At 69.8% G+C, this 20,890-nt stretch carries 19 protein-coding genes; 8 read left to right on the top strand and 11 right to left on the bottom strand.

The window, feature by feature from the left end; translation table 11 throughout:
- Nucleotides 1-3: 3 nt before the first annotated feature.
- Entirely contained in the window at nucleotides 4-1,176 is a 1,173-nt protein-coding gene (locus tag EIZ45_RS37950) for an acyl-CoA dehydrogenase family protein (RefSeq protein ID WP_134668270.1), read from the bottom strand.
- Between the two features lie 64 nt (nucleotides 1,177-1,240).
- Between EIZ45_RS37950 and EIZ45_RS37945 the strand changes: the two genes are divergently transcribed.
- Together EIZ45_RS37945 and EIZ45_RS37940 are read left to right on the top strand one after the other, a co-directional pair.
- Nucleotides 1,241-1,657 carry a MaoC family dehydratase N-terminal domain-containing protein gene (locus tag EIZ45_RS37945; RefSeq protein WP_134668272.1) on the top strand — a complete coding sequence of 139 codons (417 nt, stop codon included), beginning with the start codon at nucleotides 1,241-1,243 and terminating at the stop codon, nucleotides 1,655-1,657.
- 14 nt (nucleotides 1,658-1,671) lie between these two features.
- A complete protein-coding gene (locus EIZ45_RS37940; RefSeq protein ID WP_205671784.1) occupies nucleotides 1,672-2,052 on the top strand; it encodes a MaoC/PaaZ C-terminal domain-containing protein in 381 nt (126 codons plus the stop codon).
- A 6-nt stretch (nucleotides 2,053-2,058) separates the two neighbouring features.
- On the opposite strand, the gene EIZ45_RS37935 is transcribed toward EIZ45_RS37940, so the two are convergent.
- The 5 genes from EIZ45_RS37935 to EIZ45_RS37915 all read right to left on the bottom strand — a co-directional run bounded on the left by EIZ45_RS37935 (nucleotide 2,059) and on the right by EIZ45_RS37915 (nucleotide 8,462).
- On the bottom strand, nucleotides 2,059-3,669 hold the full coding sequence (locus tag EIZ45_RS37935; protein WP_134668276.1) for an AMP-binding protein: 1,611 nt from the start codon (nucleotides 3,667-3,669) through the stop codon (nucleotides 2,059-2,061).
- Nucleotides 3,670-3,674: 5 nt separating this feature from the next.
- A complete protein-coding gene (locus EIZ45_RS37930) occupies nucleotides 3,675-5,318 on the bottom strand; it encodes an AMP-binding protein (RefSeq protein WP_134668279.1) in 1,644 nt (547 codons plus the stop codon).
- 208 nt (nucleotides 5,319-5,526) lie between these two features.
- Nucleotides 5,527-6,312, bottom strand: a complete 786-nt coding sequence (locus EIZ45_RS37925; RefSeq protein ID WP_134668280.1) for an enoyl-CoA hydratase/isomerase family protein — start codon at nucleotides 6,310-6,312, stop codon at nucleotides 5,527-5,529.
- On the bottom strand, nucleotides 6,305-7,285 hold the full coding sequence (locus EIZ45_RS37920) for a zinc-binding dehydrogenase (RefSeq protein WP_134668283.1): 981 nt from the start codon (nucleotides 7,283-7,285) through the stop codon (nucleotides 6,305-6,307). Before EIZ45_RS37920 ends, EIZ45_RS37925 begins: the two co-directional genes overlap by 8 nt.
- A gap of 76 nt (nucleotides 7,286-7,361) precedes the next feature.
- Nucleotides 7,362-8,462, bottom strand: coding sequence for a LuxR C-terminal-related transcriptional regulator (locus EIZ45_RS37915; protein WP_134668285.1), 1,101 nt, complete (start codon nucleotides 8,460-8,462; stop codon nucleotides 7,362-7,364).
- An 81-nt stretch (nucleotides 8,463-8,543) separates the two neighbouring features.
- Here EIZ45_RS37915 and EIZ45_RS37910 point away from each other — a divergent pair, with 81 nt between their 5' ends.
- On the top strand, nucleotides 8,544-9,095 hold the full coding sequence (locus EIZ45_RS37910) for a TetR/AcrR family transcriptional regulator (RefSeq protein ID WP_134668287.1): 552 nt from the start codon (nucleotides 8,544-8,546) through the stop codon (nucleotides 9,093-9,095).
- 2 nt (nucleotides 9,096-9,097) lie between these two features.
- Here EIZ45_RS37910 and EIZ45_RS37905 read toward each other — a convergent pair whose 3' ends face one another.
- Entirely contained in the window at nucleotides 9,098-10,336 is a 1,239-nt protein-coding gene (locus EIZ45_RS37905) for an acyl-CoA dehydrogenase family protein (protein WP_134668289.1), read from the bottom strand.
- A gap of 17 nt (nucleotides 10,337-10,353) precedes the next feature.
- Nucleotides 10,354-11,352, bottom strand: coding sequence for a phosphotransferase family protein (locus tag EIZ45_RS37900; RefSeq protein ID WP_134668291.1), 999 nt, complete (start codon nucleotides 11,350-11,352; stop codon nucleotides 10,354-10,356).
- A 124-nt stretch (nucleotides 11,353-11,476) separates the two neighbouring features.
- Here EIZ45_RS37900 and EIZ45_RS37895 point away from each other — a divergent pair, with 124 nt between their 5' ends.
- From EIZ45_RS37895 to EIZ45_RS37875, 5 genes are all read left to right on the top strand, one after another.
- Nucleotides 11,477-12,223, top strand: coding sequence for an SDR family NAD(P)-dependent oxidoreductase (locus EIZ45_RS37895; protein WP_134668293.1), 747 nt, complete (start codon nucleotides 11,477-11,479; stop codon nucleotides 12,221-12,223).
- A 253-nt stretch (nucleotides 12,224-12,476) separates the two neighbouring features.
- Nucleotides 12,477-14,102, top strand: coding sequence for an AMP-binding protein (locus tag EIZ45_RS37890; RefSeq protein WP_134668295.1), 1,626 nt, complete (start codon nucleotides 12,477-12,479; stop codon nucleotides 14,100-14,102).
- Nucleotides 14,099-15,568 (top strand): CdaR family transcriptional regulator, encoded by a 1,470-nt coding sequence (locus EIZ45_RS37885; RefSeq protein WP_134668297.1) that lies wholly within the window; start codon nucleotides 14,099-14,101, stop codon nucleotides 15,566-15,568. Before EIZ45_RS37890 ends, EIZ45_RS37885 begins: the two co-directional genes overlap by 4 nt.
- Complete coding sequence (locus EIZ45_RS37880; protein ID WP_134668299.1) at nucleotides 15,565-16,263, top strand: SDR family NAD(P)-dependent oxidoreductase; 699 nt, start codon at nucleotides 15,565-15,567, stop codon at nucleotides 16,261-16,263. Before EIZ45_RS37885 ends, EIZ45_RS37880 begins: the two co-directional genes overlap by 4 nt.
- Before the next feature lie 2 nt (nucleotides 16,264-16,265).
- The gene (locus EIZ45_RS37875) at nucleotides 16,266-17,243 is read left to right on the top strand and encodes an NADPH:quinone oxidoreductase family protein (RefSeq protein ID WP_134668301.1); all 978 of its coding nucleotides are present in this window, start codon (nucleotides 16,266-16,268) and stop codon (nucleotides 17,241-17,243) included.
- 26 nt (nucleotides 17,244-17,269) lie between these two features.
- Here EIZ45_RS37875 and EIZ45_RS37870 read toward each other — a convergent pair whose 3' ends face one another.
- The 3 genes from EIZ45_RS37870 to EIZ45_RS37860 all read right to left on the bottom strand — a co-directional run bounded on the left by EIZ45_RS37870 (nucleotide 17,270) and on the right by EIZ45_RS37860 (nucleotide 20,865).
- On the bottom strand, nucleotides 17,270-18,241 hold the full coding sequence (locus tag EIZ45_RS37870; RefSeq protein WP_134668303.1) for an alpha/beta fold hydrolase: 972 nt from the start codon (nucleotides 18,239-18,241) through the stop codon (nucleotides 17,270-17,272).
- Nucleotides 18,238-19,248, bottom strand: coding sequence for an amidohydrolase family protein (locus EIZ45_RS37865; RefSeq protein WP_134668306.1), 1,011 nt, complete (start codon nucleotides 19,246-19,248; stop codon nucleotides 18,238-18,240). Before EIZ45_RS37865 ends, EIZ45_RS37870 begins: the two co-directional genes overlap by 4 nt.
- Before the next feature lie 171 nt (nucleotides 19,249-19,419).
- Entirely contained in the window at nucleotides 19,420-20,865 is a 1,446-nt protein-coding gene (locus EIZ45_RS37860) for an aldehyde dehydrogenase (RefSeq protein ID WP_134668308.1), read from the bottom strand.
- Nucleotides 20,866-20,890 lie beyond the last annotated feature (25 nt).

The raw sequence follows: 20,890 nt of genomic DNA, 5'->3' as shown, positions 1-20,890 counted from the left end.
GTGTCAGCTCCTCGGCATGCCGAGCATCCGCTCGGCCAGGATGTTGCGCTGGATGAAGGTCGAACCGCCCGCGATGGCGGTGCCGCGAGCCTGGTAGGCCAGCCGGAGCCACCGCGAGCCGGCTTGCTCGTCGTCGAGGCCGAACTGGTCGCCGAGCGGATCCAGCGACAGCCGGAAGTCGGCGAGATCCTCCACCAGCGGGCAGAAGTACAGCTTGCCGATCGAGGTGACCGGCCCGGGCGGGCCGCCCTCGGCGGCGAGCGTGACCACCCGCTGGCCGATCAGCCGGTGCGTCAACGCGCGGCCGTAGAGATCGGCGATCTTCTGCCGGACCACCGGGTCCGCGCCGAGCGGCTCGCCGTTTTCGCCGGTGCGGGCGGCGATGCCGGCGACGATGTCCTCCACCGCGCGGCGCGTGTTGACCCGGCCGGTCGCGATGGCGACCCGCTCGTAGCCCAGCGTCCCCATCGCGACCCGCCAGCCGCCGTCGACTTCCCCGACGACGAGCTCATCAGGGATGAACACGCCGTCGAGGAAAACCTCGTTGAATTCGGCCTCGCCGAGCATGTGCTCCAGCGGCCGCACGGTGACCCCCGGGCTGTCCATCGGCAGCAGGAAGTACGTGATGCCCTTGTGCCGCGGGCCGCCGCCGGTGCGGGCGAGCAGGATCGCGTGCGCGGCCAGCTGCGCGCGGCTGGTCCAGATCTTCTGCCCGTCGATCCGCCAGCCGCCCTCGGTCCTGGTCGCCTTGGTGCGCAGCGAGGCCAGGTCGGAACCGGCCTCGGGCTCGGAGAACAGCTGGCACCAGATCTCTTCGCCGGTCAGGATCGGGCGCAGGAACCGTTCTTTCTGCGCGTCGGTGCCGAAGCCGGCGATCGTGGGCCCGGCGAAGTCCTCGCCGATGATGTTGAGCCGCTCCGGCGCGCCCGCGCGGTCGGTTTCGTCGGTGAACACCGCGCGCAGTTTCTCGTCGACGCCACGGCCGCCGTATTCGGCAGGCCAGGACAGCCCGGCGTAGCCGGCGTCGAACAGCATCTGCTGCCACTGCCGCCAGAACGGCAGCTTTCCCTCCAGGTCCGGCGGTTCGGGCCAGGGCAGTTTCGGCAGCGCGCTGCCGAGCCAGTCCCTGATCTCCGCCCGGAACCGGGCCTCTTCGGGCGAGTCCGCGAGCTCCATGGGTCAACCCTTCACGTCGTTTCGGGCTAATGATACTATAGGTCTGACCAAAAAGGGAGGTGCGATGGACGTCCTCGACGAGGTCTCCTTCGACGTCGAACGCGGCAAGGTCCGGGAGTTCGCCCTGGCCACCCGCGCGGCCGACCCGGTGCACGTCGACCGCGCCGCCGCCGGTGCCGCGGGTTTTCCCGACGTGCCCGCCACGGCCACGCATGTGGTGGCGGCCGGGCATTTCCGCGATCAGCTGGCGTTCGTGGCCAAGCTGGGGCTGGCGTTCGAGCGGGTCGTCGTGGGTTCGGTGAAGTGGACTTACTTCCGGCCGTTGTGCGCCGGGGACTCGGTGCACGGCGTGCGCCGCGTCGCCGATGACACGCCGAAACGCGGCATGCGCTTCGTGACCCTGGAAACCGACTACCTCGACGCGTCCGGGGAATGCGCCGTCCGCGTGCGGGAAGTCCTGATCGAGCGGAGTGCCCAGTGAGGAATCCCGTCACCGTGACTGCCGGCGAGGTCTTGCCCGACGGGGAAACCGGGCCGGTCACCCAGACCGACGTCGTGCGGTTCGCCGGTGCGGGCGGGGATTTCAACCCGCTGCACCACGATCCGGAGTTCGCCGCGGCCGCCGGCTTCCCCGGAGTGCTGGCGATGGGCCAGTTCCAGGCCGGGCTGCTCGCCGCGTGGCTGACCGACTGGTGCGGCATCGAGCACCTGCGCGAGTACGAGGTCCGGTTCGTCGCGCCGGTCTTCCTCGGGAACCGGCTGCGGTTCTCCGGCGAAGTCACCGCGGTCGAGGCCGGGGTCGCCGACCTGACGCTGCGGGTGACGCGCGGCGACGAGGAGATCGTCCGCGCCGCCGCGCGGGTCGCCGTTGCCTGAGCGCGGTCAGGCAAACCGCTGCCGGAGCTTGTACTTGAGGATCTTGCCGCCGACCGTCTCGGGCATCTCCGCCACGAAGAAGATCCTTTTCGGACACTCGTACCCGGCCAGCTGTTCGCGCGCGTAGGCGATCAGCTCCGCATCGGTCACCTCGGCGGTCTTGATGACGACGGCGGCGACCAGCTCGCCCCACTTCTCGTCCGGAACGCCGATCACGGCGACCCGGCCGACCGCAGGATGCCCGGCCAGCACCGTCTCCACCCGGAGGCTGGACACGTTCTCGCCGCCCGTCTTCACGATGTCCTTGAAGCGGTCCACCATGATCTGTTGGCCGTCGTCGTCGAAGACGCAACTGTCGCCGGAGTGGAACCAGCCGTCCCGGAAGGCCGCGGCCGTCGCCTGCTCGTCCCGGTAGTACCCGGCAGTCAGCGCCGGAGACCGGTACACCGCCTCGCCCGGCTCCCCCGGTATCCCGCGCAGGCTCCGGCCCGTCTCGTCGACGATGTCCGCGGCCAGCACCGGATTCGGCGCGCCGACGTGATTCACGCCGTTGAGCGCCTGCTCCCGCTTCGCCGGGTAGCGATCCGGCCAGAACCGGTAGCAGGACATCGATTCGGTTTGCCCGAACACTTCCAGCAGCGCGACGTCCTCGCCGCACACCTCGCGCATCCGGTCGAAGAGGTCGGGTTTCATCGCGCCCCAGGAGAACATCGCGACGGTGAGGCTGCGCAGGTCCACCTCGCCGGGCCTTGCGAGCGCTTCGTCGACCAGCTTCTGCAGCCACAGCGGCGATCCCGCCCAGAGCGCCGTTACACGCTCGCGGGTGACGGTGTCCGCGAGCACCCCCGCGTCAGGCCTGCGGCTGAGGACCATCCGGCCGCCAGCGAAGAACGCGGGCAATAGCGCCGAGTTGTGGCCGCAGTGGTAGACGATCGGCAGGAATGTGCACAGCCGAAGATCTTCTTCGTAACGCAAGCCGCGGGTCAGCGACAGGGCGTAGCTGTAAGCGGTCAGGTACGAGTAGGTGTGCGTGGCCATCGAGGCTTTCGGCATCGCCGTGGTGCCGGACGTGAACACCAGGCTCCACACGTCGTCGCCGTGGATCTTGACCTCGGCCTCGTGGTCCGGACGGCCGCGGATCCACTCCGCGAACCCGTCGCCGATCACCACCGGTTCCGGCAGGTTCGCCCCGGCCAGCAGCGGGGCGGCTCGCTCGGCGAACTCGGCGTCCATCACGGCGAAGGCGGCTTCGGTGTGGCCGAGCACCCAGGTCAGCACGTCCGGCGCGAGCAGCGGGTTCACCGGCACCGCGACCAGGCCCGCCTTGGCGATGCCGAACAGGGTCACGATCGCTTCGACCGAATTGTCGCAGTACAGCAGCACGCGATCGCCGCGCTTCAGCCCTTCGCCCAGGAGCGCGTGCGCCACGCGGTTTGCCGCCTCGTCGGCCTGTTTGTATGTCAACTCCCGGAATTCCGGGCTGCTGAAAGCCCCTGGCGCACCGATGATCGCGGGCTGATCGGGCCTGCTCCAGGTGAGCCGTTCGAGCACATCGCCGACGGCCGTCCGGTTCCAGCGGTCGCCGGCCCGGCGGCCGTACAGAGTGGTGACGTCCATTCGGGTCACACCGTCGTCTCGGCGGCCTTCACCTTCTCCGCGATATCCGCTCGCAGCCGGTGTTTCTGGATCTTCCCGGTGGCCGTCATCGGCAACTCGGGCACGACCTCCAGCCGTTCGGGCATCTTCTGGATCGCCAGCCCCTGCCCCAGCAGGAAGTCCTTGATCTCGTCGAGCGTCACGTTCTCGTGGCCGGGCCTCGGCACCAGATACAGGCAGATGCGCTCGCCGAGCCGCCGGTCCGGCATCCCGACCACGGCCGCGGCGGCGATCGCCGAATGCCGGGTCAGCAGGTCCTCCACCTGGCGGACGCTGATGTTCATCCCGCCGCGGATCACGATGTCCTTCAGCCTGCCGGTGACCCGGAGGTAGCCGTCCGAGTCCATCACCCCGAGGTCGCCGGAACGGGAGTAGCCCTCGGGCGTGAACAGCGCTTCGGTCTCCGTGGGATTGCCGATGTATTCGAGCATGTGCATCGGGCCGCGGTAGGCGATGTCGCCCTCCTGCCCACGAGGCACCTCCTCGCCCAGTTCGTCGACGATCTTGACCGAACTGCCCGGAAGGACCCGCCCGTCGGAGGTCGACGACCGGGCCGGATCGTCCTCGACCGTGCACATGCTGGTGGTCACGTTCTCGGTGCGGCCGTAGAGGCTCAGCACCCGGCAGCCGGGCAGCAACCGAGCGGCCTGCTCGACGAACGCGGCCGGAATCGGCGCGCCCGCCGCGACCCACAACCGCAGGCTGCTCGCGTCGTGCCGGGCCGGGTCGTAGACGTCCATCAGCATCTGCAGGAACGTCGTCGCGGTGACGGACACCGTGCACCCGAAGCGGCGGATGTGGTCCAGCCCGGCCTCCGGCTCCCACACCTCCATGACGTGCGACGCGGCGCCGTGCATGAGCGGGAGCAGAATGCTGGTGACGAGGCCCGTGGTGTGCGTGATCGGCGACGGCCCGAATTGGACGTCGGTGTCCTGGTAGCCGAATCCCTGGGCCAGCAACCGGGATCCGCACGCCAGCGTGTTGAAAGTGTGGAGGCAGCCCTTCGGCCGCGAGGTGGTGCCCGAGCTGTACACGATCACGAAGTGGTCGTCGGCTCCGACTCCCGGGCCGAGATCGCGGTCGTCGTCGGCTTCCAGCGACGCGAGCGGGATCGTGCCTTCCGCTTCCCCGCGCACCAGCACGAGGGTTTCCAGACCGGCCACGTCCTGCTGGATGGTGCGATACATGGCGGCATAGTCGAATTTCTTGAAGCTCTGGCAAGTGATCGCCATCTTCGCGCCCGAGTTGCGCACGATGTAGCCGACCTCGTCCAGGCGGTAGATCGGCATGATCGGCACCATGATCGCGCCGATCCTGGACAGCGCCACGGCGATCTGCGCGAACTCGACCCAGTTGGGCATCTGCACGCACACCCGGTCTCCGACGCCGATCCCCTTGCCCCGGAGGCCTTTCGCCAGCCGGATCGCTCCGTCGCGCAGTTCGCGGAAGGTGAGCGACCGGGTGTCGTCGGTCAGGAACACCTTGTCCGGCCGCAGTTCCGCCTGCTGTTCGAGCAGCTCGAAGAACGTCTCCCGCCGCCACCGGCCGGTGGCGTGGAAGTGCTCGATCTCCTCGGCCGAGTAACGATCAGTGACTCGCGCGAACTCCATGGGCGATCTTCCTTGATCTGAAGAGGAATACGGTGCACGACCCGCTTGTCGGTCCAACGCTAATATTGTTGGACCAAAAACGCAACGGTGCCAATGTGGCGAAACATCAAGGAACGCAAGCCTGCCAGGAGGTTTCGCCGCGACGCGGCATGCGAGAAGCAGCCGCAGGACGGCCAATGGCTATGTGCGGGACAGTGCGAAGCGCACTTCAGCGCCGCTGCCACTCCGGACGCCGTTTCTCCCGGAACGCCGCAACGCCCTCCCCGAGATCCTCCGTCGTGAAGGCCAGCGCCAGCTGTGCCTGCAACACGTCCAGCGCCTCCGGCAGGCCGAGGTCGCGCGTGGAGTCGATCGCGTTCTTGCCGAGTTTCATCAGCAGCGGAGACTTTTCCGCCACCCGGTGCGCCCAGGACCGCACGGTCTCGTCGAACTCCGCGTCCGGGACGACCTTGTTCACCACGCCGAGGTCCCGCGCCTCGGCGGCGGTGATCTTGTCGCCGAGCATCATCAGTTCGTTGGCCTTCATCCGGTCGACGTTGCGGTAGATCAGCGCGGAGATCATGAACGGGAACGCCCCGACGTTGATCTCCGGGCAGCCGAACCGCGCGGATTCCTTGGCCAGCACCAGATCGCACGCCAGCGCGAGACCGAAGGCCCCGGCGAGAACATCGCCGCCCGCCGCGCAGATCACCGGTTTGCCGAGCGCGCCGATGAGCTTGAACAAGCGCGGGAACCGATCGAGCCCGGCATATTTGACGATCGGCGGGCGCTTGTCGGCGAAGGCTTTGAGATTGCCGCCGGACGAGAACACCCGGTCGTGCGAGGAGCCCAGCACCACAACCCGGACCTCGTCGTCCGCGCGGGCGGTTTCCAGTGCCCGCAACAGTTCGTCGAGGAGTTCGTCGCTGAGCGCGTTGCGGGTCGCCGGATCGTCGAGCGTGACGTAGGCCGCGCCGGCGGCGTCGACCTCGTATCGGACCAGAGCGTCAGTCATGCCGCAGAACCACCTTTCCGAAGCCGCCGCCCTGTTCCAGGTAGCGGTGCGCGGCCGCCGCCTCGTCGAGCGGGAAAACCCGGTCGACGACCGGCGGCGCGATCGACCGGCTGTCCAGCAGGGCGAGCAGCCCCGCGAAATCGCGCGGGCTGCCCATCGTGGTGCCCAGCAGGCTGTACTGCCCGAAATAGAACGGCCGCACGTCGAGTGGAGCCTTTTCCGCCGCGGAAGCGCCCAGCACCACGAGCCGACCGCCCGGACGCAGCGCCTGCACCGACTCCGGCCAGCTGCCGACCGAGTCGAGCACGAGGTCGAAGCCCTTGCCGCCGGACGAAAGCGCCTTCGCCTGCTGCGCCCAGTCGCTTTCGGTGTAAAGCACCCCGCCGTCGGCGCCCAGTTCGCGAGCCTGCGAGATCTTGCTCTCCGACGAGGACGTGACCACGACCGAAGCGCCTACGCCGCAACCGAAAGCGACTGCCGTCGTCGCGATACCGCCGCCCGCGCCCAAGACGAGCAGCGACTCGCCTTCGCGCAGCCCGCCGCGGCTGAACAACGCCCGGTAGGTGGTCAACCCGACCAGCGGCAACGCGGCGGCCTGCTCCCAGCTGTATCCGGCCGGACGCGGCGCCACGCACTCCGCAGGCACCTGTACCACCTCAGCGTAAGTGCCGGGCCGGTGATCCCCGAGGATCTCCCAGCCCGGCGCGGGCGCGGATTCGTCGTCGCCCCACCACAAGGACGGGAGGACGACCACCTCTTCGCCGGTGTCCGTCCGGACGCCAGCACCGTCGGCACCGGGCACATGCGGCAACGGCGATCCATACTGGCCACGCCGGACCAGCACGTCATGCCAGTTCAGCGCACTCGCCTTGAGCCGGACGGCGACCCAGCCCGGCTCCGGTTCCGGATCGGGCACTTCCTCCGGACGCAGCACGTCGGCAGTCCCGAACTCCCGCAGCACGATCGCCCGCACCCGCCACCTCCGCCTTAGGTTTAACTATTGGACCATAATTCGCGGACGGCTCGCGTTCAAGGCCCCGCCCGGGTTTTCAGAGACCCCGGTCGCCCATGGTCAGCCGGAGATACCGCGAAATGGCCTCCGCCCGGTTCTCCACGCACAGCTTCCGCAAGATGCGCTTGACGTGCGACTTCACCGTGCCGTCCGCGATCACCAGCTCGTCGGCGATCCGGCTGTTCGTCGCGCCGGTGGCCATCAGCGCCAGCACCTCGAGCTCACGCCCGGTGAGCAGTGCTTCGAGCGTGGCCGAGGAGCGGGCCGGGGCTGGCGCGGGGCGCAGTGAGTGAAGCGGCCGGGCGGCGAGTTCGATCTCCGCGGACGCGAGGTCCTCGAGCACGGCCTCCACCGTCCGCATCGCTTCCCGCACCTGCTCCCGTTGTTCCCGCAGGCGACGCAGCAGAACCGCGCGTTCGAAGAGGCGGCCGAAGGCGTCCGCGAACGCGCCGAGGATGTCCCGGTCCAGTTCGGCGACCGGGCGAGACTCGCAGTCCGCGTGCAGGAAACCGATCACCCGGCCGGTCGGCATCAACGGAGCCGCGACATAGGAATTGAGCCCGGAAGCACGCAGCAGCGGCTGGTAGACGCGCGGGTCCCCGCGCGGGTCGGTCACCAATGCTGCTTCCCTGCGCCGGACCATCTCAGTCTCCAGCACCAGGTTGTCCAGCCGGATCTCCGGCACGGTGCGCATCCATTCGCGAAACGCTCGTTCCGGATCGGCGTCGGTCACGGCGAAACTCTTCCACGGCCGCCACAGCGAACCCTCGACCTTGGACAGCATCACGCGGTCGAACCCGCACGACCGGACCACCGCCTCGCAGGCACGCGCCAGCAGGCTGTCCGGATCGGACACCTTCCGCAACTGGGAGAGCCCATCGTCCAGCGCGTCCAGTCTGCGCGCCCGCTGACCGTCGAGCCATTCTCTGATCTCGTACCGCAAATCCTGCGTATCAGCGAGGAGGACTGCCAACTGCGGCGCTTCCGGCAACTGCTCGCGCAGCGCAGCGGCGAGGGCGGTGAGCGGCCCGTCGAAACCGGCCAGGCCGATCGGTTCGGGCAGCGCCACGCCGGCCCTCGCCGCCGCTTCCCGCAGCAGCGCGCGGCCCCGCTCGGCCAGTTCGGCTTCCGTGCGCACCTCGCCGTGCCCTTCCGCTCGTCCCCGCCTGCCGAGTCTAACCGCAATAACGATCGTTCACAGTCGTGCTAGATTCGGCCGGTGGACAGGGACCGCAAAATCCTGGACACCGCCGCCGCGGTCTTCTACGAGAAGGGCTTCCACGGCGTCGGTGTCGACGAGCTCGGCAAGCGCGCCGGCCTGTCCGGGCCCGCGCTGTACCGCCATTTCTCCGGCAAGGACGAAATCCTCGCCGCGCTCTTCAACGAGGCGCTGGACGAGCTGCTCAGCGCCACCGCGCCGGTGCACGAGGACCCGGCGAAGGATTTGGAGCGGCTGATCCGCCACCACGTCGGGTTCGCGGTCGGGCACCGGCATCTGGTCAACATCTACCAGCGCGAGGACCGCTCGCTGGCGGAACCGTGGAAACGCCAATTCGACCGGCGGCGGCGCCAGTACGTGGACCGCTGGGAGACCGCGGTCGCCCGGTGTTACCCCGATGCCGCCGCTGACGCGATCTCCGCGGGCACCCAGGCGTGCCTCGGGGTCATCTTCTCCATCGCGTACTGGCCGGCGAAGCTGGCGCAGACCCCGGCGCTCAGCGATCTGATCGCTGGCTTCGCCGGCAACGGCCTGGCCACGCTCCGCCGCTGAGGTCAGCTCTTCCGGAAGCCGAACAGCGAACCGGCGATCCGGCGCAGCTGCAGTTCGTCGGAGCCTTCGGTGATGCGGTAGCGGCGGTGGTGCCGGTAGATGTGTTCGAAGGGCAGATGCCGGGTGTAACCGGTGCCGCCGTGGATCTGCATCGCCCGGTCCGCGGCGCGGCAGGCCAGCTGGTTGCCGCGGATGTTGACCATGGAGACCTTGTCCGTGACGCCGGTGCGGCCGTGCGTGTCCATCAGCCAGGCGGTCTTGTACAAGGTGTTGCGCACCAGTTCGGCGTCGGTCTGCAGTTCGACGAGTTGCCACTGGATGCCCTGCTGCTCGTGCAGCGCTTTGCCGAACACCGTCCGCTCCCCCGCGTAGCGCACGCTGCGGTCGATGCAGAACTGCGCGGCACCGAGTGACGAAGCAGCCTGCCGGATCCGGTTCTCGTGCACGAAGAGCTGCGCGCAGTCGAGGCCGCGGCCCTCCTCGCCGAGAATCGCCGACGAGGGCACCCGGACCTCGTTCAGCCGGACCTCCGCGTGATCGCTCGGCATGTTCAATGTCCAGTGGTAGTACGGAATCTCGAAGCCCGGCGCGTTCGTCGGCACGAGGAACGCGGTGATCCCGGCCGCCTTGCCCGGCTCGCCGGAGGTCCGGGCGAACACCAGATCGACTTCGGCCACGTCCACCACGCTGTTGAACCGCTTGGCGCCCTCGATCACCCAGTCGTCCCCGTCGCGGCGCGCAGTGGTCTCCAGGTAGGTCGCGTCGCTGCCGTGGCCGGGTTCGGTGAGTCCGAAGGCCATCTCCAGCTCGCCTGAGACGAGCCGCTCCAGGTACGCCTCCTTCTGCGCGGGCGTGCCGTACTCGTGCAGCACCAGGGCGAGCGGAAGATTCGCCACCACGGACGCCTCGTGGCTCAGCTCCGCGTGGAGCCCGGGTCCGAGCCCGGCGAGGTGCTCGCGGATGACGGCCATCGCCAGGTTGGTCCCGTCCTTGCCGCCGAGGGCGGACGGCAGCGGGTACCGGTAGAACCCGGCGGCGTCGGCCCGGCGGCGAGCTTCGCGCATCAGTTCGCGCCAGCGGCGGGTGGGGATGCCGTCGCGGTCCACGTCGGTGCGGGTGAACTCGCGGCGGTGGTCAAACAGGTCCGGATTGTCCGCTTCCAGCGGCTTGATTTCGGCCTCGATGAACCGGTCGAGGTCCTGGACGAACTGTTCGACGTCGGCGGGGATGGACCACTCCATGTGGATTCCTCCAGTGGCTAGGTTGACTGGGCGAGGATGTCCCGGCCCCGTTCGATCACTCCGGGCAGGCTCTCGGCCGCGGTGACGAGGCGGGCCTCGGGAGCGGCGCTGCGCCGGTTCCGCTTCACGAACACCGACAGCGTCGCCGCCGCTTTGTAGTGGCAGTAGGCGAGAAACCACGGCAGGCCGGGGAGATCGTCGCCGCGGACCTCCTGGTAGGCGTCCAGCAAGGCGGCCCGCGACGGCATTCCGCGGCCCGCCCGAACGTTCGCCTCGTCGCGGTATTCGTGGAAGCGGTGCGGCGGATCGGTGTGCATCAGCAGCCAGGCGAGATCCGCCCGGGGATCGCCGACCGACCAGATCTCCCAGTCGATCACCGCGGCGAGCCGTTCCCCGGTGAACAGCATGTTGGCCAGCCGGTAGTCCCCGTGCGACAAGCACGGCGCGACCGGAGCCGGAACACGGGCGGCAAGCTCGCGGTAAAGCTGCTCGTGCTGGGGCGCGATTCCCGGGTCGACCGTGTCGAGCAGTCGCGCCCAGCGATCCAGTTCGTCGCGGACGGGTATCGCCCGCTCCCTCGGCGGCGGCACCTTCTGCAGCCGCGCGAGGGCCCGGGCCGCCGCGAGCACGCGGGCCGTGACCACGCTCGGCGACGGAGGTTGCGCAGTGACGTCCAGCAACGGTTCGTAGGACTGGCCCGGCACCAGGGTCATCGCGAACAGCGGCGGGCTGTCGTCGTCCTCGGCCAGCACCTCGGGTACCGGCACGCTGCCGTCCGCACCCAGCAGTCTCAGGATTCTGGCCTGGCGCAACACATCCCGGTTGCGCACCGGAGCAAGACCGGGCGGGGCCACCTTGAGCACCACACGGGTGTCGGGTCGCTCCGGCCGACGCAGAACCGAGGCGAAGGTCAGGCTGGAAACGCCGCCGGGCAGCCGGTGCAAGCCAGTCAGTTCGCTGCCGGGCCAGTGCCGCACCACCCGGCGGCGCAGTTGATCGTGATCGAGTTCCGGCACCGCCTCACTGTGTCCAGCGGGCCACCAAGCACGCAACAGCCCGGCGACGCGGCACTGGAGATCTCGACAGTCGCCGCTTTGCGCGAACGCGAGACGTCCGGGCCAGGCGTGTTAGAAGCGGAGGATGAACCGATTTCGTCTCGACGGCAAAGTCGCCATCGTGACCGGGGCGTCCTCCGGACTCGGTGTCGCGTTCGCCCTCGCTCTCGCCGAGGCAGGCGCTTCGGTCGCGCTCGGCGCCCGCCGCGAAGAGCAGCTCCGGGAAACCGCGCGGGCTGCCGGGAAGAACGCACTGGCAGTGCGCACCGACGTCACCGACATCGACGACTGCAACGCACTCGTGGCCGCAGCGAAGCAGAAGTTCGGCAGGGTCGACATCCTGATCAACAATGCCGGCACGGGCGGGGAATACCACCCGGCGACCGAAGACCCGCCGGAACAGTTCCGGTCGGTGGTGGAACTGAACCTCTTCGCGGCCTACTGGATGGCGCAGGCCTGCGGCCAGGTGATGGGGCCGGGTTCGTCGGTGGTCAACATTTCCAGCGTGATGGCGCTGACCACGGCGAAGATGCCCGCCGCCGGATACAGCGCGAGCAAAGCCGGGGTGCTGGGCCTCACCCGGGACCTCGCCGCGCAGTGGGGCCCGCGCGGGATCCGGGTGAACGCGCTGCTGCCCGGCGTCTTCCCCAGCGAGGCGACCGCGCACTACAGCGAGAACTACCAGCGCAAGATCATCGACGCGAAGATCCCGCTCGGCCGGATCGGCGACCCGGCCGACGTCGCCGCGGCCGCCGTCTTCCTGGCCTCGGACGCGAGCGCCTACATCACCGGGGTCAGCCTTCCGGTGGACGGCGGCGTGCTGATCAACTGACCCTCCGCCTTGCGCGGCGCGGTCACCGCCCGGAAACAGAACGCACACGCGGGCACCCGTGCTCCGGTTCGCGGGGCGAGCGGCACCGTCAGGCCGGGCATGGCGTTCACGCTGCAGATGCTGGGGTCGTGGCCGAGCGGGCGGCACAGGCACTGACATTCCATCCGGCCATGCTTGCATCTTTGGTCCGATCATTATAAGTTTGGACCAACTTGAGTGACGCACACCACTCGCTCATGGGAAGGGCACACGCATGTCAACGCCGACCGTGCGGGACCGCTATCGCGAGGACGAGATCCAGGCCTTCTACGAGGCCGGTTACTGGCACCGGGACGGATTGGCCGAACTCCTGGAAACCCGGAGCCGGACCCACGGCGCCAAAGTCTTCGTCTCCGACGGAACGACCAGCCGCAGTTACTCCGCGGTGCGTTCGCAGAGCCTGCGGCTGGCCGGCGGGCTGCGCGAACTGGGCATCGGGCGGGGCGACCGGGTCGCCGTCCAACTGCCCAACTGGACCGAGTTCGCCGTCATCGCCGCCGCCGTCAGCAGGCTCGGCGCGGTGCTGGTCCCGATCATGCCGATCTACCGGGCGACCGAGGTGGGCTACGTGCTCGGGCACTCCGGCGCCAAGGTCGCGATCACCTGCGAAGAGTTCAAGGGTTTCGGGCATCTGGAGATGTTCTCCGCGCTGCGCAAGGAAAATCCGGCGTTCGAATCGCTGGTCGTCGCACGCGGCCAGCACGGGTCCGCCGCCTCGCTCGACGACCTGATGGCCGGGCCGGAGCCGGACCTGGCCCCGCCGCCCTCGGCGGACGACGGGTTCCTCATCGTCTACACCTCCGGCACCACCTCGCGCCCCAAGGGCTGTTTCCACACCTTCAACACGCTGCGCGCCAGCGCCGAGGCCATCGCGAAATCCGTGCAGTACACCGAGGATGACGTCCAGTTCGGCCCGTCTCCGGTCACCCACAGCACCGGGCTCGTGACCAGCGTCGTGCTGCCGCTCCTCGCGGGCGCGTCCTCGCACTTCATGGAGGCGTGGGAGCCGGAGGAAGGGCTGCAGCGCATCGCCAAGCACGGCTGCACTGCCGCGGTCACCGCGACGCCGTTCCTGCAGATGCTCACCGCCGCCCACGATTCCGATCGGCACGACGCGAGCAGCCTGCGGCTGTGGGTGTGCGCGGGCTCGCCCATCCCCGGCTCGATCGTGCGCCGCGCGGCCGAGAAGTTCGCCGGCTGCCGGGTGCTGAGCCTGTACGGGCGCTCGGAGAACTTCCTGACCACCATGTGCACGCTGGACGATCCGCCGGACCGCTCGGCGACCTCCGACGGCAGCGCGGTCGCCGGAGCCGCGGTGAAGATCGTCGATGAGACCGGCGCCGAAGTGCCGCGCGGCACCGAGGGCGACATCGCCTACCACGGGCCCAGCCACATGCTGGAGTACTACCGCGACCCCGAACAGACTTCAGCATTGTTCACGGCTGAGGGGTATTCCCGCTCCGGCGATCTCGGTTTCATGGACGAGGACGGGTACGTGCGGGTCACCGGGCGGCTCAAGGACATCGTAATCCGCGGCGGCCTCAACATCAGCGCACGCGAGCTGGAGGATCTGCTGCTCGAACATCCCGCCGTCGGGGCGGTGGCCGTGGTCGGCATGCCGGACGAGCGGCTCGGCGAACGCGTCTGCGCCTACGTCGTGCCCGCGGGCGACGCGGCTCCGGCGCTCGCGGACCTGACCTCCTACCTCCGGGAGCGCGACGTCGCCACGCCGAAGCTCCCGGAACGGCTGGAGGTGGTCGCCGAACTGCCGATGACCGCCACCGGGAAAGTGCAGAAACACGTGCTGCGCGCCGAAATCAAAACCAAACTCGCCCAGTGACCGCGGAAACGTGGCGGGCGCTGCTGGACCAGGCGCCGGTGGTCGCCGGGTTCGGGAGCGCACACCTGCGCTGCCCCGGCGAAGTCAGCACCGGGATCAGCCACGACGCCGCGGGAACCGTCGTTTCCGTGCCGGTGGGCACGGCCGCGGTGCTCACCCTCACCGACCCCGCGTACATCACGGTCGACGACCAGGTGCTCGAACGCCTCACCGCGCTCGCCGCGCTGGCGTCCGCCGCGCTTGCCGAATCCGGTCGGCTCGCCGCGGAGACGGCCGCCGAACGACGCTTGAGCGAACTCGTCGGCGGCCCCGGCGGCCTCGCCGCGCTAGTCGCCGCATGCGCCGAACTCACCGGCAAGGTCACCGCGCTCTTCGGCGTCCAAGACCGGCTGATCGCGACGGAAAGCCCGCCCGGTGCAAGCCCGATCCGCCTGCGCTCCCTCGCCGAAATCGGGGAACGGGACGGCCTCGTGCCCGCGAGCCGGCACGGGCTCACCCGGCGGCATCTCGTCGTTCCCGCCGTCCATCGCGGCGAAACCTTCGGCTGGCTCGTGCTGGTCGAGCATCCTTCCGTGCTCCGTCCCGAGGACCGCCTCGTCGCGGAACGCACCGCTGTGCACGCGGGTACCGAGTTCGCGGTGCAACGCCGGGTCGCCGCGGCGGCGTGGAACGCCCGTTCGTCGCTGGCGCGCCAGCTGATCCGGGGTTCCTCCACCATGGACGACCTGCGGGCGAGCGGCGAGTACCTCGGCGTCGACACCAAGGCCCGGCGGGTGCTCGCGTACGTCATCGGTTGCGCGAACGCCGAGCGGCTCGCGCACGCCGTCGAGGAACGGCTCGGTGCCGAGGTGCTGGCCACCCGGGGCTCGGAGGGCGTGTTGCTGCTGATCGAGGCGACCGAAACCGGCATGGCCGCGCGCACGAAGGCGGCTCTGCGCGCGGTCGCCGCCGAACTGCCGGGCTGCGCCAGCCTCGTCGCCGGAGTGTCGCCGGTGAGCGAACCGGCCAAACTCGGGCGCGCGTATCGGGAGGCGCAGGAGGCGGCGCGGTGTGTGAACCGGTTCGTCGGTCCGTCGTCGCCGCGAGTGCTGGCCGCCGACGATCTCGGCCCGGCCCGGCTGTTCGTCGCGAACAGTGCGGTCGCGGCCGTTCGCGAGTACCTGCACGACATTCTCGGCCCGCTGCTGACCGGCGAGACCGCCGAAGCGGATCTGCTGTCGACCTTGCAACAGTTCTTCGACAGCGGCCGCAGCGTACGCGTGTCGGCCGCGCGGCTGGGCGTGCACGAGAACACCGTCCGGCTGCGGCTGGCGCGGGTGCGCCACGCCACCGGGCTCGACGTCGCAGCCGATGCGAACGATCAGCTCAGCGTGCAGACGGCCTTGCTCGTGCTGCGGTTGCAGGGACATCCGGCGCTGCCGTCGTTCGACGAGGGCCTATCCGACCACGGAAGGAAAACAGCGTGAAGCTCAAGGCACTGGTCACCGGGGCGGCCCGCGAGGGCGGGATCGGGCAGGCGATCGCGGCGCGGCTGGCGGCCGACGGCGTCGTGGTCGAGACGCTGGACCGCGAGCCGGGCTGCACCTACCAGGCCGACATCGCCGCCGGCGAGCTTCCCGCGCTGGACGACATCGACGTCTACGTCGGCAACGCCGCACTCACCACGATGTTCGGTTCCGCGCACCGGTTTTCCCTGGAGCGTTGGGAGAAGGACCTGGCAGTCAACCTGACCGGCACGTTCCGGGTGCTTCAGGCCTGCCTGCGCGGGATGCGAGAGCGCGGGTTCGGCCGCGTAGTGCTGGTCTCCAGCACCGCCGGCACGCAGGGCCTGCCCGGTCAGGTCTCGTACAGCACCAGCAAAGCCGGGCTGCTGGGGATGATGAAGACAGTCGCGGCGGAGAACGTCACCGCCGGGATCACGGCCAACGCCGTCCTGCCGGGCATGACCGCCAGCTCCGGCGTGCTGTCGATGCCGCCGGACATCGTCGACGCCTGGCGGGAAAGCATGCCGGGCGGCCTGGTGCGGCCCGAGGACATCGCCGAAGCGGTCGCCTTCTTCGCCTCGCCCGCCGCGTCGCGGGTGACCGGCCAGGTGCTCACCGTCGACGGCGGCGACAGCCTCAACATCCGATCGGTCACGTCGCCGAAGGTGCGGAGCTGATCATGCGGGGCTTTCTTGTCACCGAACTGACCGGCCCCTCCGGCGGCTCCGTCGCCGAGGTGCCCGAGCCCGACGGCGCGCATCCCTGGGCGGACGGGCGGCTGCTGATCGAGGTGCACGCGGCCGGAGTGTCCTTTCCGGACCTCCTGCAGACCCGAGGCCAGTACCAGCACGGCGCGCCGCCGCCGTACGTCGCGGGCGGCGAAGTGGCCGGGGTCGTAAGGGAGGCCCCTGCGGGCTCCGGCTTGCGACCGGGAGACCGGGTGGCGAGCCTGTCGGTCTGGGGCGCGCTCGCCGAGCGCGCGCTTGCGATCCCGCACTACACGGTGAAACTGCCAGACGATTTCGACTTCACCGCGGGCGCAGCGCTGTACCTCAACTACGCGACCGCGTGGTTCTCCTTGCACCGCGTCGGATTCCAACGGGGTGAGCAGGTGCTGGTGCACGGTGCGTCCGGCGGTGTCGGCACCGCGACCCTCCAACTGGTGCGCGCGCTGGGCGGGCATCCGATAGCCGTTGTCTCCACAGTGGACAAAGAACGCGTCGCGAGGGAGGCCGGTGCCGAGGAGGTGCTGCGCACCGGCGACGACTGGCCGGAGAAGGTCCGGCAGCTGACCGGCGGCGGCGCGCAGATCGTCGTCGATCCCGTCGGCGGCGACCGGTTCACCGATTCCCTCCGCTGCCTCGACGTCGGCGGACGGCTGGCCGTGGTCGGCTTCGCCGCCGGGACGATCCCGACGGTGAAGGTGAACCGGCTGCTGCTGCGGGACCTGAGCGTAGTCGGCGTGGCGCTGGACCCCTACGTGGCGAGATTCCCCTCCGTGGTCCGGAATTTGGCGCGCGAGCTGGAGAACCTGGCGGCCTCGGGCGCGATCCGGCCGCTCGTCGGGCACGTCCTCGACCTAGCCGAAGCGCGCCGGGCCCTGGAACTGCTCGACACCCGGCGGGCCACCGGCAAGGTGGTCGTGCGGATCCGCTGACCGGCACGACCACCGTGCGCGGGGCGTCAGCCGCGTTTGACCAGCGGCAGCTCGGGCCGCCGATCCGAGACCCCGGCCTTGTCCGCGAGTTCGCCGGACACCGTGCCGGACGAGAAGAACTCGTGGAAGACCGGGTTGAACAAGTCCGGCCGGTCGGTCTGGCCCTGGTGCCCGCAGTCGTCGGGGTAGAAGAACTGGACGTTCGGCAGGTGGTCCTCCTGCGTGTAGCCCCATTCGACCGGCGTCAGGATGTCCTGGCGGCCGTAGAGGTAGATGCCGGGGATGTCGAGCCGGTCGAGACGGCCCTTGGTGACCAGCCGCGCGGCGCGGTTCTGGTCCGTCCACGGCGCGAGGTGGCGGTACTGCAGCAGCGTCGGCCAGAACTGCCGGTGCGCCTCCATCCGGTCGCGGGCCGACCGGAACCGCATCTCCACGAGGTCGTCGCTGACCGCCTCGGTGCGGTGGATGATCGACTCCATCATCGAGCGCATGCCCTCGCGCGTGCCGTCGTAGGCGGTCATGTGGAACTGGCCGCGCGGCGGCGGGACGTCCTCGGGCACGACGTCGCCGATGTCGCCGGCGATCAACGCGAAGCTGGCCACCCGGTCCGGATGCGCCACCGTGTAGTTCACCGTGTTCATGCAGCCCATCGAGTTGCCCGCGAGGTGGAACCGGTCCAGGCACAGCGCGTTCGCGAACTCGTGGACGAAATCGACGAAGTCCTCCATCCCGCGCGGCCAGTGTTCCGGGCGCGGGTCGGAGAGGCCGAACGCCGGCATGTCCGGGCAGTACACGCGGAAGCCGCGCTCGCCGAGATACGGGGCCATGAACCGCCAGCCCGCCAGCCCGGAGGACCCGGGAAGCCCGCCGTGCAACAGGATCACGGCCGGGCCGGCGTCCCCGGCGGTCATGTAGTGCGCCCGCGCGCCGCTGGCCAGGCGGACCCACCGGCTCGCCAGTCCCGGCACCTCGACCAGGTCTTCGCTCGTCAACGTCATCGCTGTGCTCCTTCGTTCGCGTTCAGTGCCGGCAGGCCCAGGAATTCGAAAGCGTTCGCCGCCAGGAATTCGTGGCCGGCGCGCCGGGGAAGGGCCTCGCTTCGCAGCCCTGATTGGATCGATGCCATCGATTTCGCCATCTGGTCCGGGAAGAACGGGGCGTCGCTGCCCAGCAGCAGCCGCTCCGCGCCGAAGCGGTGGACCAGCAACCGCAGGTGCTCGTCGTCGAAAACCAAGGTGTCGGCGTACAAGCGGCGCGCCTCGCGGTCCCAGTCCTCGGCGGTGTCCCCTCGGGACAGAGCGGCGGCGACGCGGAGACGGGGATAGGCCCACGGGAACGCGCCACAGCCGTGCGCCAGCGCGACCCGCAGCCCGCGGTACCGCCCGAGAACACCGCCGAACACCAACGCCGACGCGGCGATCGCGGTGTCGGTCAACATGCCGAGTCCGAGGTCGTACGGTGCGCCCGCACGCCGCACGACGCCCTTCCCGCCCTCCACCGGATGCACGAAGACCGCTGCCCCGAGGTCGTCGCACGCCGCCCAGAAGGAGTCGAGTTCGGAAGCGTCGAGATCGAGTTCGCCGACTCTCGTCCCGATCTCGACTCCGCGCAAGCCGATCCGGAGGCACCGCTCGAGCTCTGTTCTCGCGGATTCGCCGTCGGCCAGCGGGAGGCAGCCCAATCCGAACAGGCGGCCACCGGCGGCCTCGCATGCCGACGCGATCGAATCGTTCGTCGCGGCGGCGTAGGCGGGCTGCTCGGCGGCGTACTCCATGGCGACCGGCACCGGGGAGATCACCTGATGGGAAATCCCGGCCCGGTCCATCTCCGCGAGCCGCCGGGGCACGTCCCAGAGCACCGGCGACACCACCCGGAAAGTGTTCTCCCCGCGCATGATCCGCCCGCTGTCCCCGTCGAGCACGAGCCGGGGCGCGTCGCCCGCGGGCAGCGGCAGGTCCGTCCCGAAGTGGTGCGCGTGCGCGTCGACGGCGGTGCGAGCGGTCATGCGACGGACGTTAACCGCGGCGACGCGCCTCGGGCGCGCACGGTTTCAGTGGCCGGAACTCGGTCCCCGGGCGGCATTCCCACCGAAGTCTCCCCTGGTCGCTGTGGACGGGCAAAACGAAAGACCGCGGCACCGGGTTCGCACACCCGGCGCCGCGGTCCGCGGTTTCCGCTACCGCCGGTCCAGATAGACCGACTGGAGCTGCTGATAAGCCGCCAGCCCTTCCGGCCCGAGCTCGCGGCCCATCCCGCTCGCCTTGACCCCGCCGAACGGCGCGGTCGGATCGGGCAGATAAGCGTTGACCCCGATGGTGCCCGTATTGACCCGCTTGGCGACCTCCGCCCCGCGTCCGGGATCCGCCGTCCACACCGAGCCGCCGAGGCCGTAGTCGGAATCGTTGGCGATGCGCACCGCGTCGTCGACCCCGTCGTAAGGGATGACCGACAGCACCGGGCCGAAGATCTCCTCCTGCGCGATCGTGAAGGCGTTGTCGACGTCGGCGAACACCGTCGGCTGTACGTACCACCCCTTGTCCAGCTTCTCGGGCCGTCCGCCGCCCGCGGTGAGCCGGGCACCTTCAGCCTTGCCCTTGGCGATGTAGGACTCGACCCGGTCGCGGTGCCGGGCGCTGGCCATCGGGCCGATCTGGGTCGCGTGGTCCAGCGGGTCGCCCACCGCGAGGCCGCCGGCCAAGCCGGAGAACAGGTCCACGACCTGGTCGTAGATGCCGCGCGGGGCCAGGATCCGGCTGCCCAGGTAGCAGGTCTGGCCGTTGTTGATGAACGACGTGGCGAAGAGCTGCTCGACGCTCCCGGAGAGGTCCGCGTCGTCCAGCACGATCACCGCGGACTTGCCGCCCAGTTCCAGCGTCACCGGGCGGAGCAGCCTGCCGCACGCCTCGCCGATCGCCCGGCCGGCCGCGGTCGACCCGGTGAACGCGACCTTGTCCACACCGGGGTGCGAAACCAGGTAGGCGCCGACCTCCCGTCCGGCGGGCACGAAGCTCAGCACCCCCGGCGGAACACCGGCCTCCTCCGCCGCTTCCGCGAGCAGGAACGTGTCCAGCACCGTCTCCGGCGAAGGCTTGACGACGACAGTGCACCCGGCCGCCATGGCCGGTGCGACCTTGAAAAAGGTAAGTGCCTGCGGGAAGTTCCACGGCACGATCGCCCCGACCACGCCGATCGGCTTCTTCCGGACCAGGGTCGTCCCGCCGAGCAGCCCCGGCCGTTCCTCCTCGGCGGCGCTCTCGCGAGCCAGATTCGCGTAGTAGCGCAACAGCATGCTGGGGAACGCGCCCTCCAACTGCTCCGCGACGACGATCGGCATCCCGTTCTGCGCGCTGATCCGGCGCACCATCTCGTCCTTGCGCACGTCGAGCGCGTCGGCGAGGCGCTCCATCACCTCGGCCCGGCGAGCCGGTTCCCAGGAAGACCAGCCCGACGGGTCGTCGAACGCCCGGCGCGCGGCCGCGACCGCGTCGTCGATGTCCGCCTCGACGCCCAGCGGCACCGAGCCCAGCGGCTCTTCGGTCGACGCCGACACGACCTCGATGACGTCGCGGCCGTGCGGGTTCGTCCACTCCCCGCCGAGGTAGAGCTTGTCGTACTGCACCATCGATGTTTCCTTTCCCGTGAACTTC

Origin of the sequence: Amycolatopsis sp. CFH S0740 (assembly GCF_004522315.1) — a bacterium.
Taxonomy (GTDB): Bacteria; Actinomycetota; Actinomycetes; order Mycobacteriales; family Pseudonocardiaceae; genus Amycolatopsis; species Amycolatopsis nivea.
The sequence above is the reverse complement of the archived record's forward strand: the minus strand, read 5'-3'. Positions and strand labels throughout refer to the sequence as shown.

Bases quoted from the DNA above. Each gene is read 5' to 3' on its own strand.
- EIZ45_RS37945 (WP_134668272.1), top strand. From the start codon at position 1,241: ATGGACGTCCTCGACGAGGTCTCCTTCGACGTCGAACGCGGCAAGGTC.
- EIZ45_RS37935 (WP_134668276.1), bottom strand. From the start codon at position 3,669: ATGGACGTCACCACTCTGTACGGCCGCCGGGCCGGCGACCGCTGGAAC.
- EIZ45_RS37895 (WP_134668293.1), top strand. From the start codon at position 11,477: ATGAACCGATTTCGTCTCGACGGCAAAGTCGCCATCGTGACCGGGGCG.
- EIZ45_RS37905 (WP_134668289.1), bottom strand. From the start codon at position 10,336: ATGGAGTGGTCCATCCCCGCCGACGTCGAACAGTTCGTCCAGGACCTC.
- EIZ45_RS37890 (WP_134668295.1), top strand. From the start codon at position 12,477: ATGTCAACGCCGACCGTGCGGGACCGCTATCGCGAGGACGAGATCCAG.
- EIZ45_RS37870 (WP_134668303.1), bottom strand. From the start codon at position 18,241: ATGACGTTGACGAGCGAAGACCTGGTCGAGGTGCCGGGACTGGCGAGC.
- EIZ45_RS37865 (WP_134668306.1), bottom strand. From the start codon at position 19,248: ATGACCGCTCGCACCGCCGTCGACGCGCACGCGCACCACTTCGGGACG.
- EIZ45_RS37930 (WP_134668279.1), bottom strand. From the start codon at position 5,318: ATGGAGTTCGCGCGAGTCACTGATCGTTACTCGGCCGAGGAGATCGAG.
- EIZ45_RS37925 (WP_134668280.1), bottom strand. From the start codon at position 6,312: ATGACTGACGCTCTGGTCCGATACGAGGTCGACGCCGCCGGCGCGGCC.
- EIZ45_RS37875 (WP_134668301.1), top strand. From the start codon at position 16,266: ATGCGGGGCTTTCTTGTCACCGAACTGACCGGCCCCTCCGGCGGCTCC.
- EIZ45_RS37860 (WP_134668308.1), bottom strand. From the start codon at position 20,865: ATGGTGCAGTACGACAAGCTCTACCTCGGCGGGGAGTGGACGAACCCG.
- EIZ45_RS37950 (WP_134668270.1), bottom strand. From the start codon at position 1,176: ATGGAGCTCGCGGACTCGCCCGAAGAGGCCCGGTTCCGGGCGGAGATC.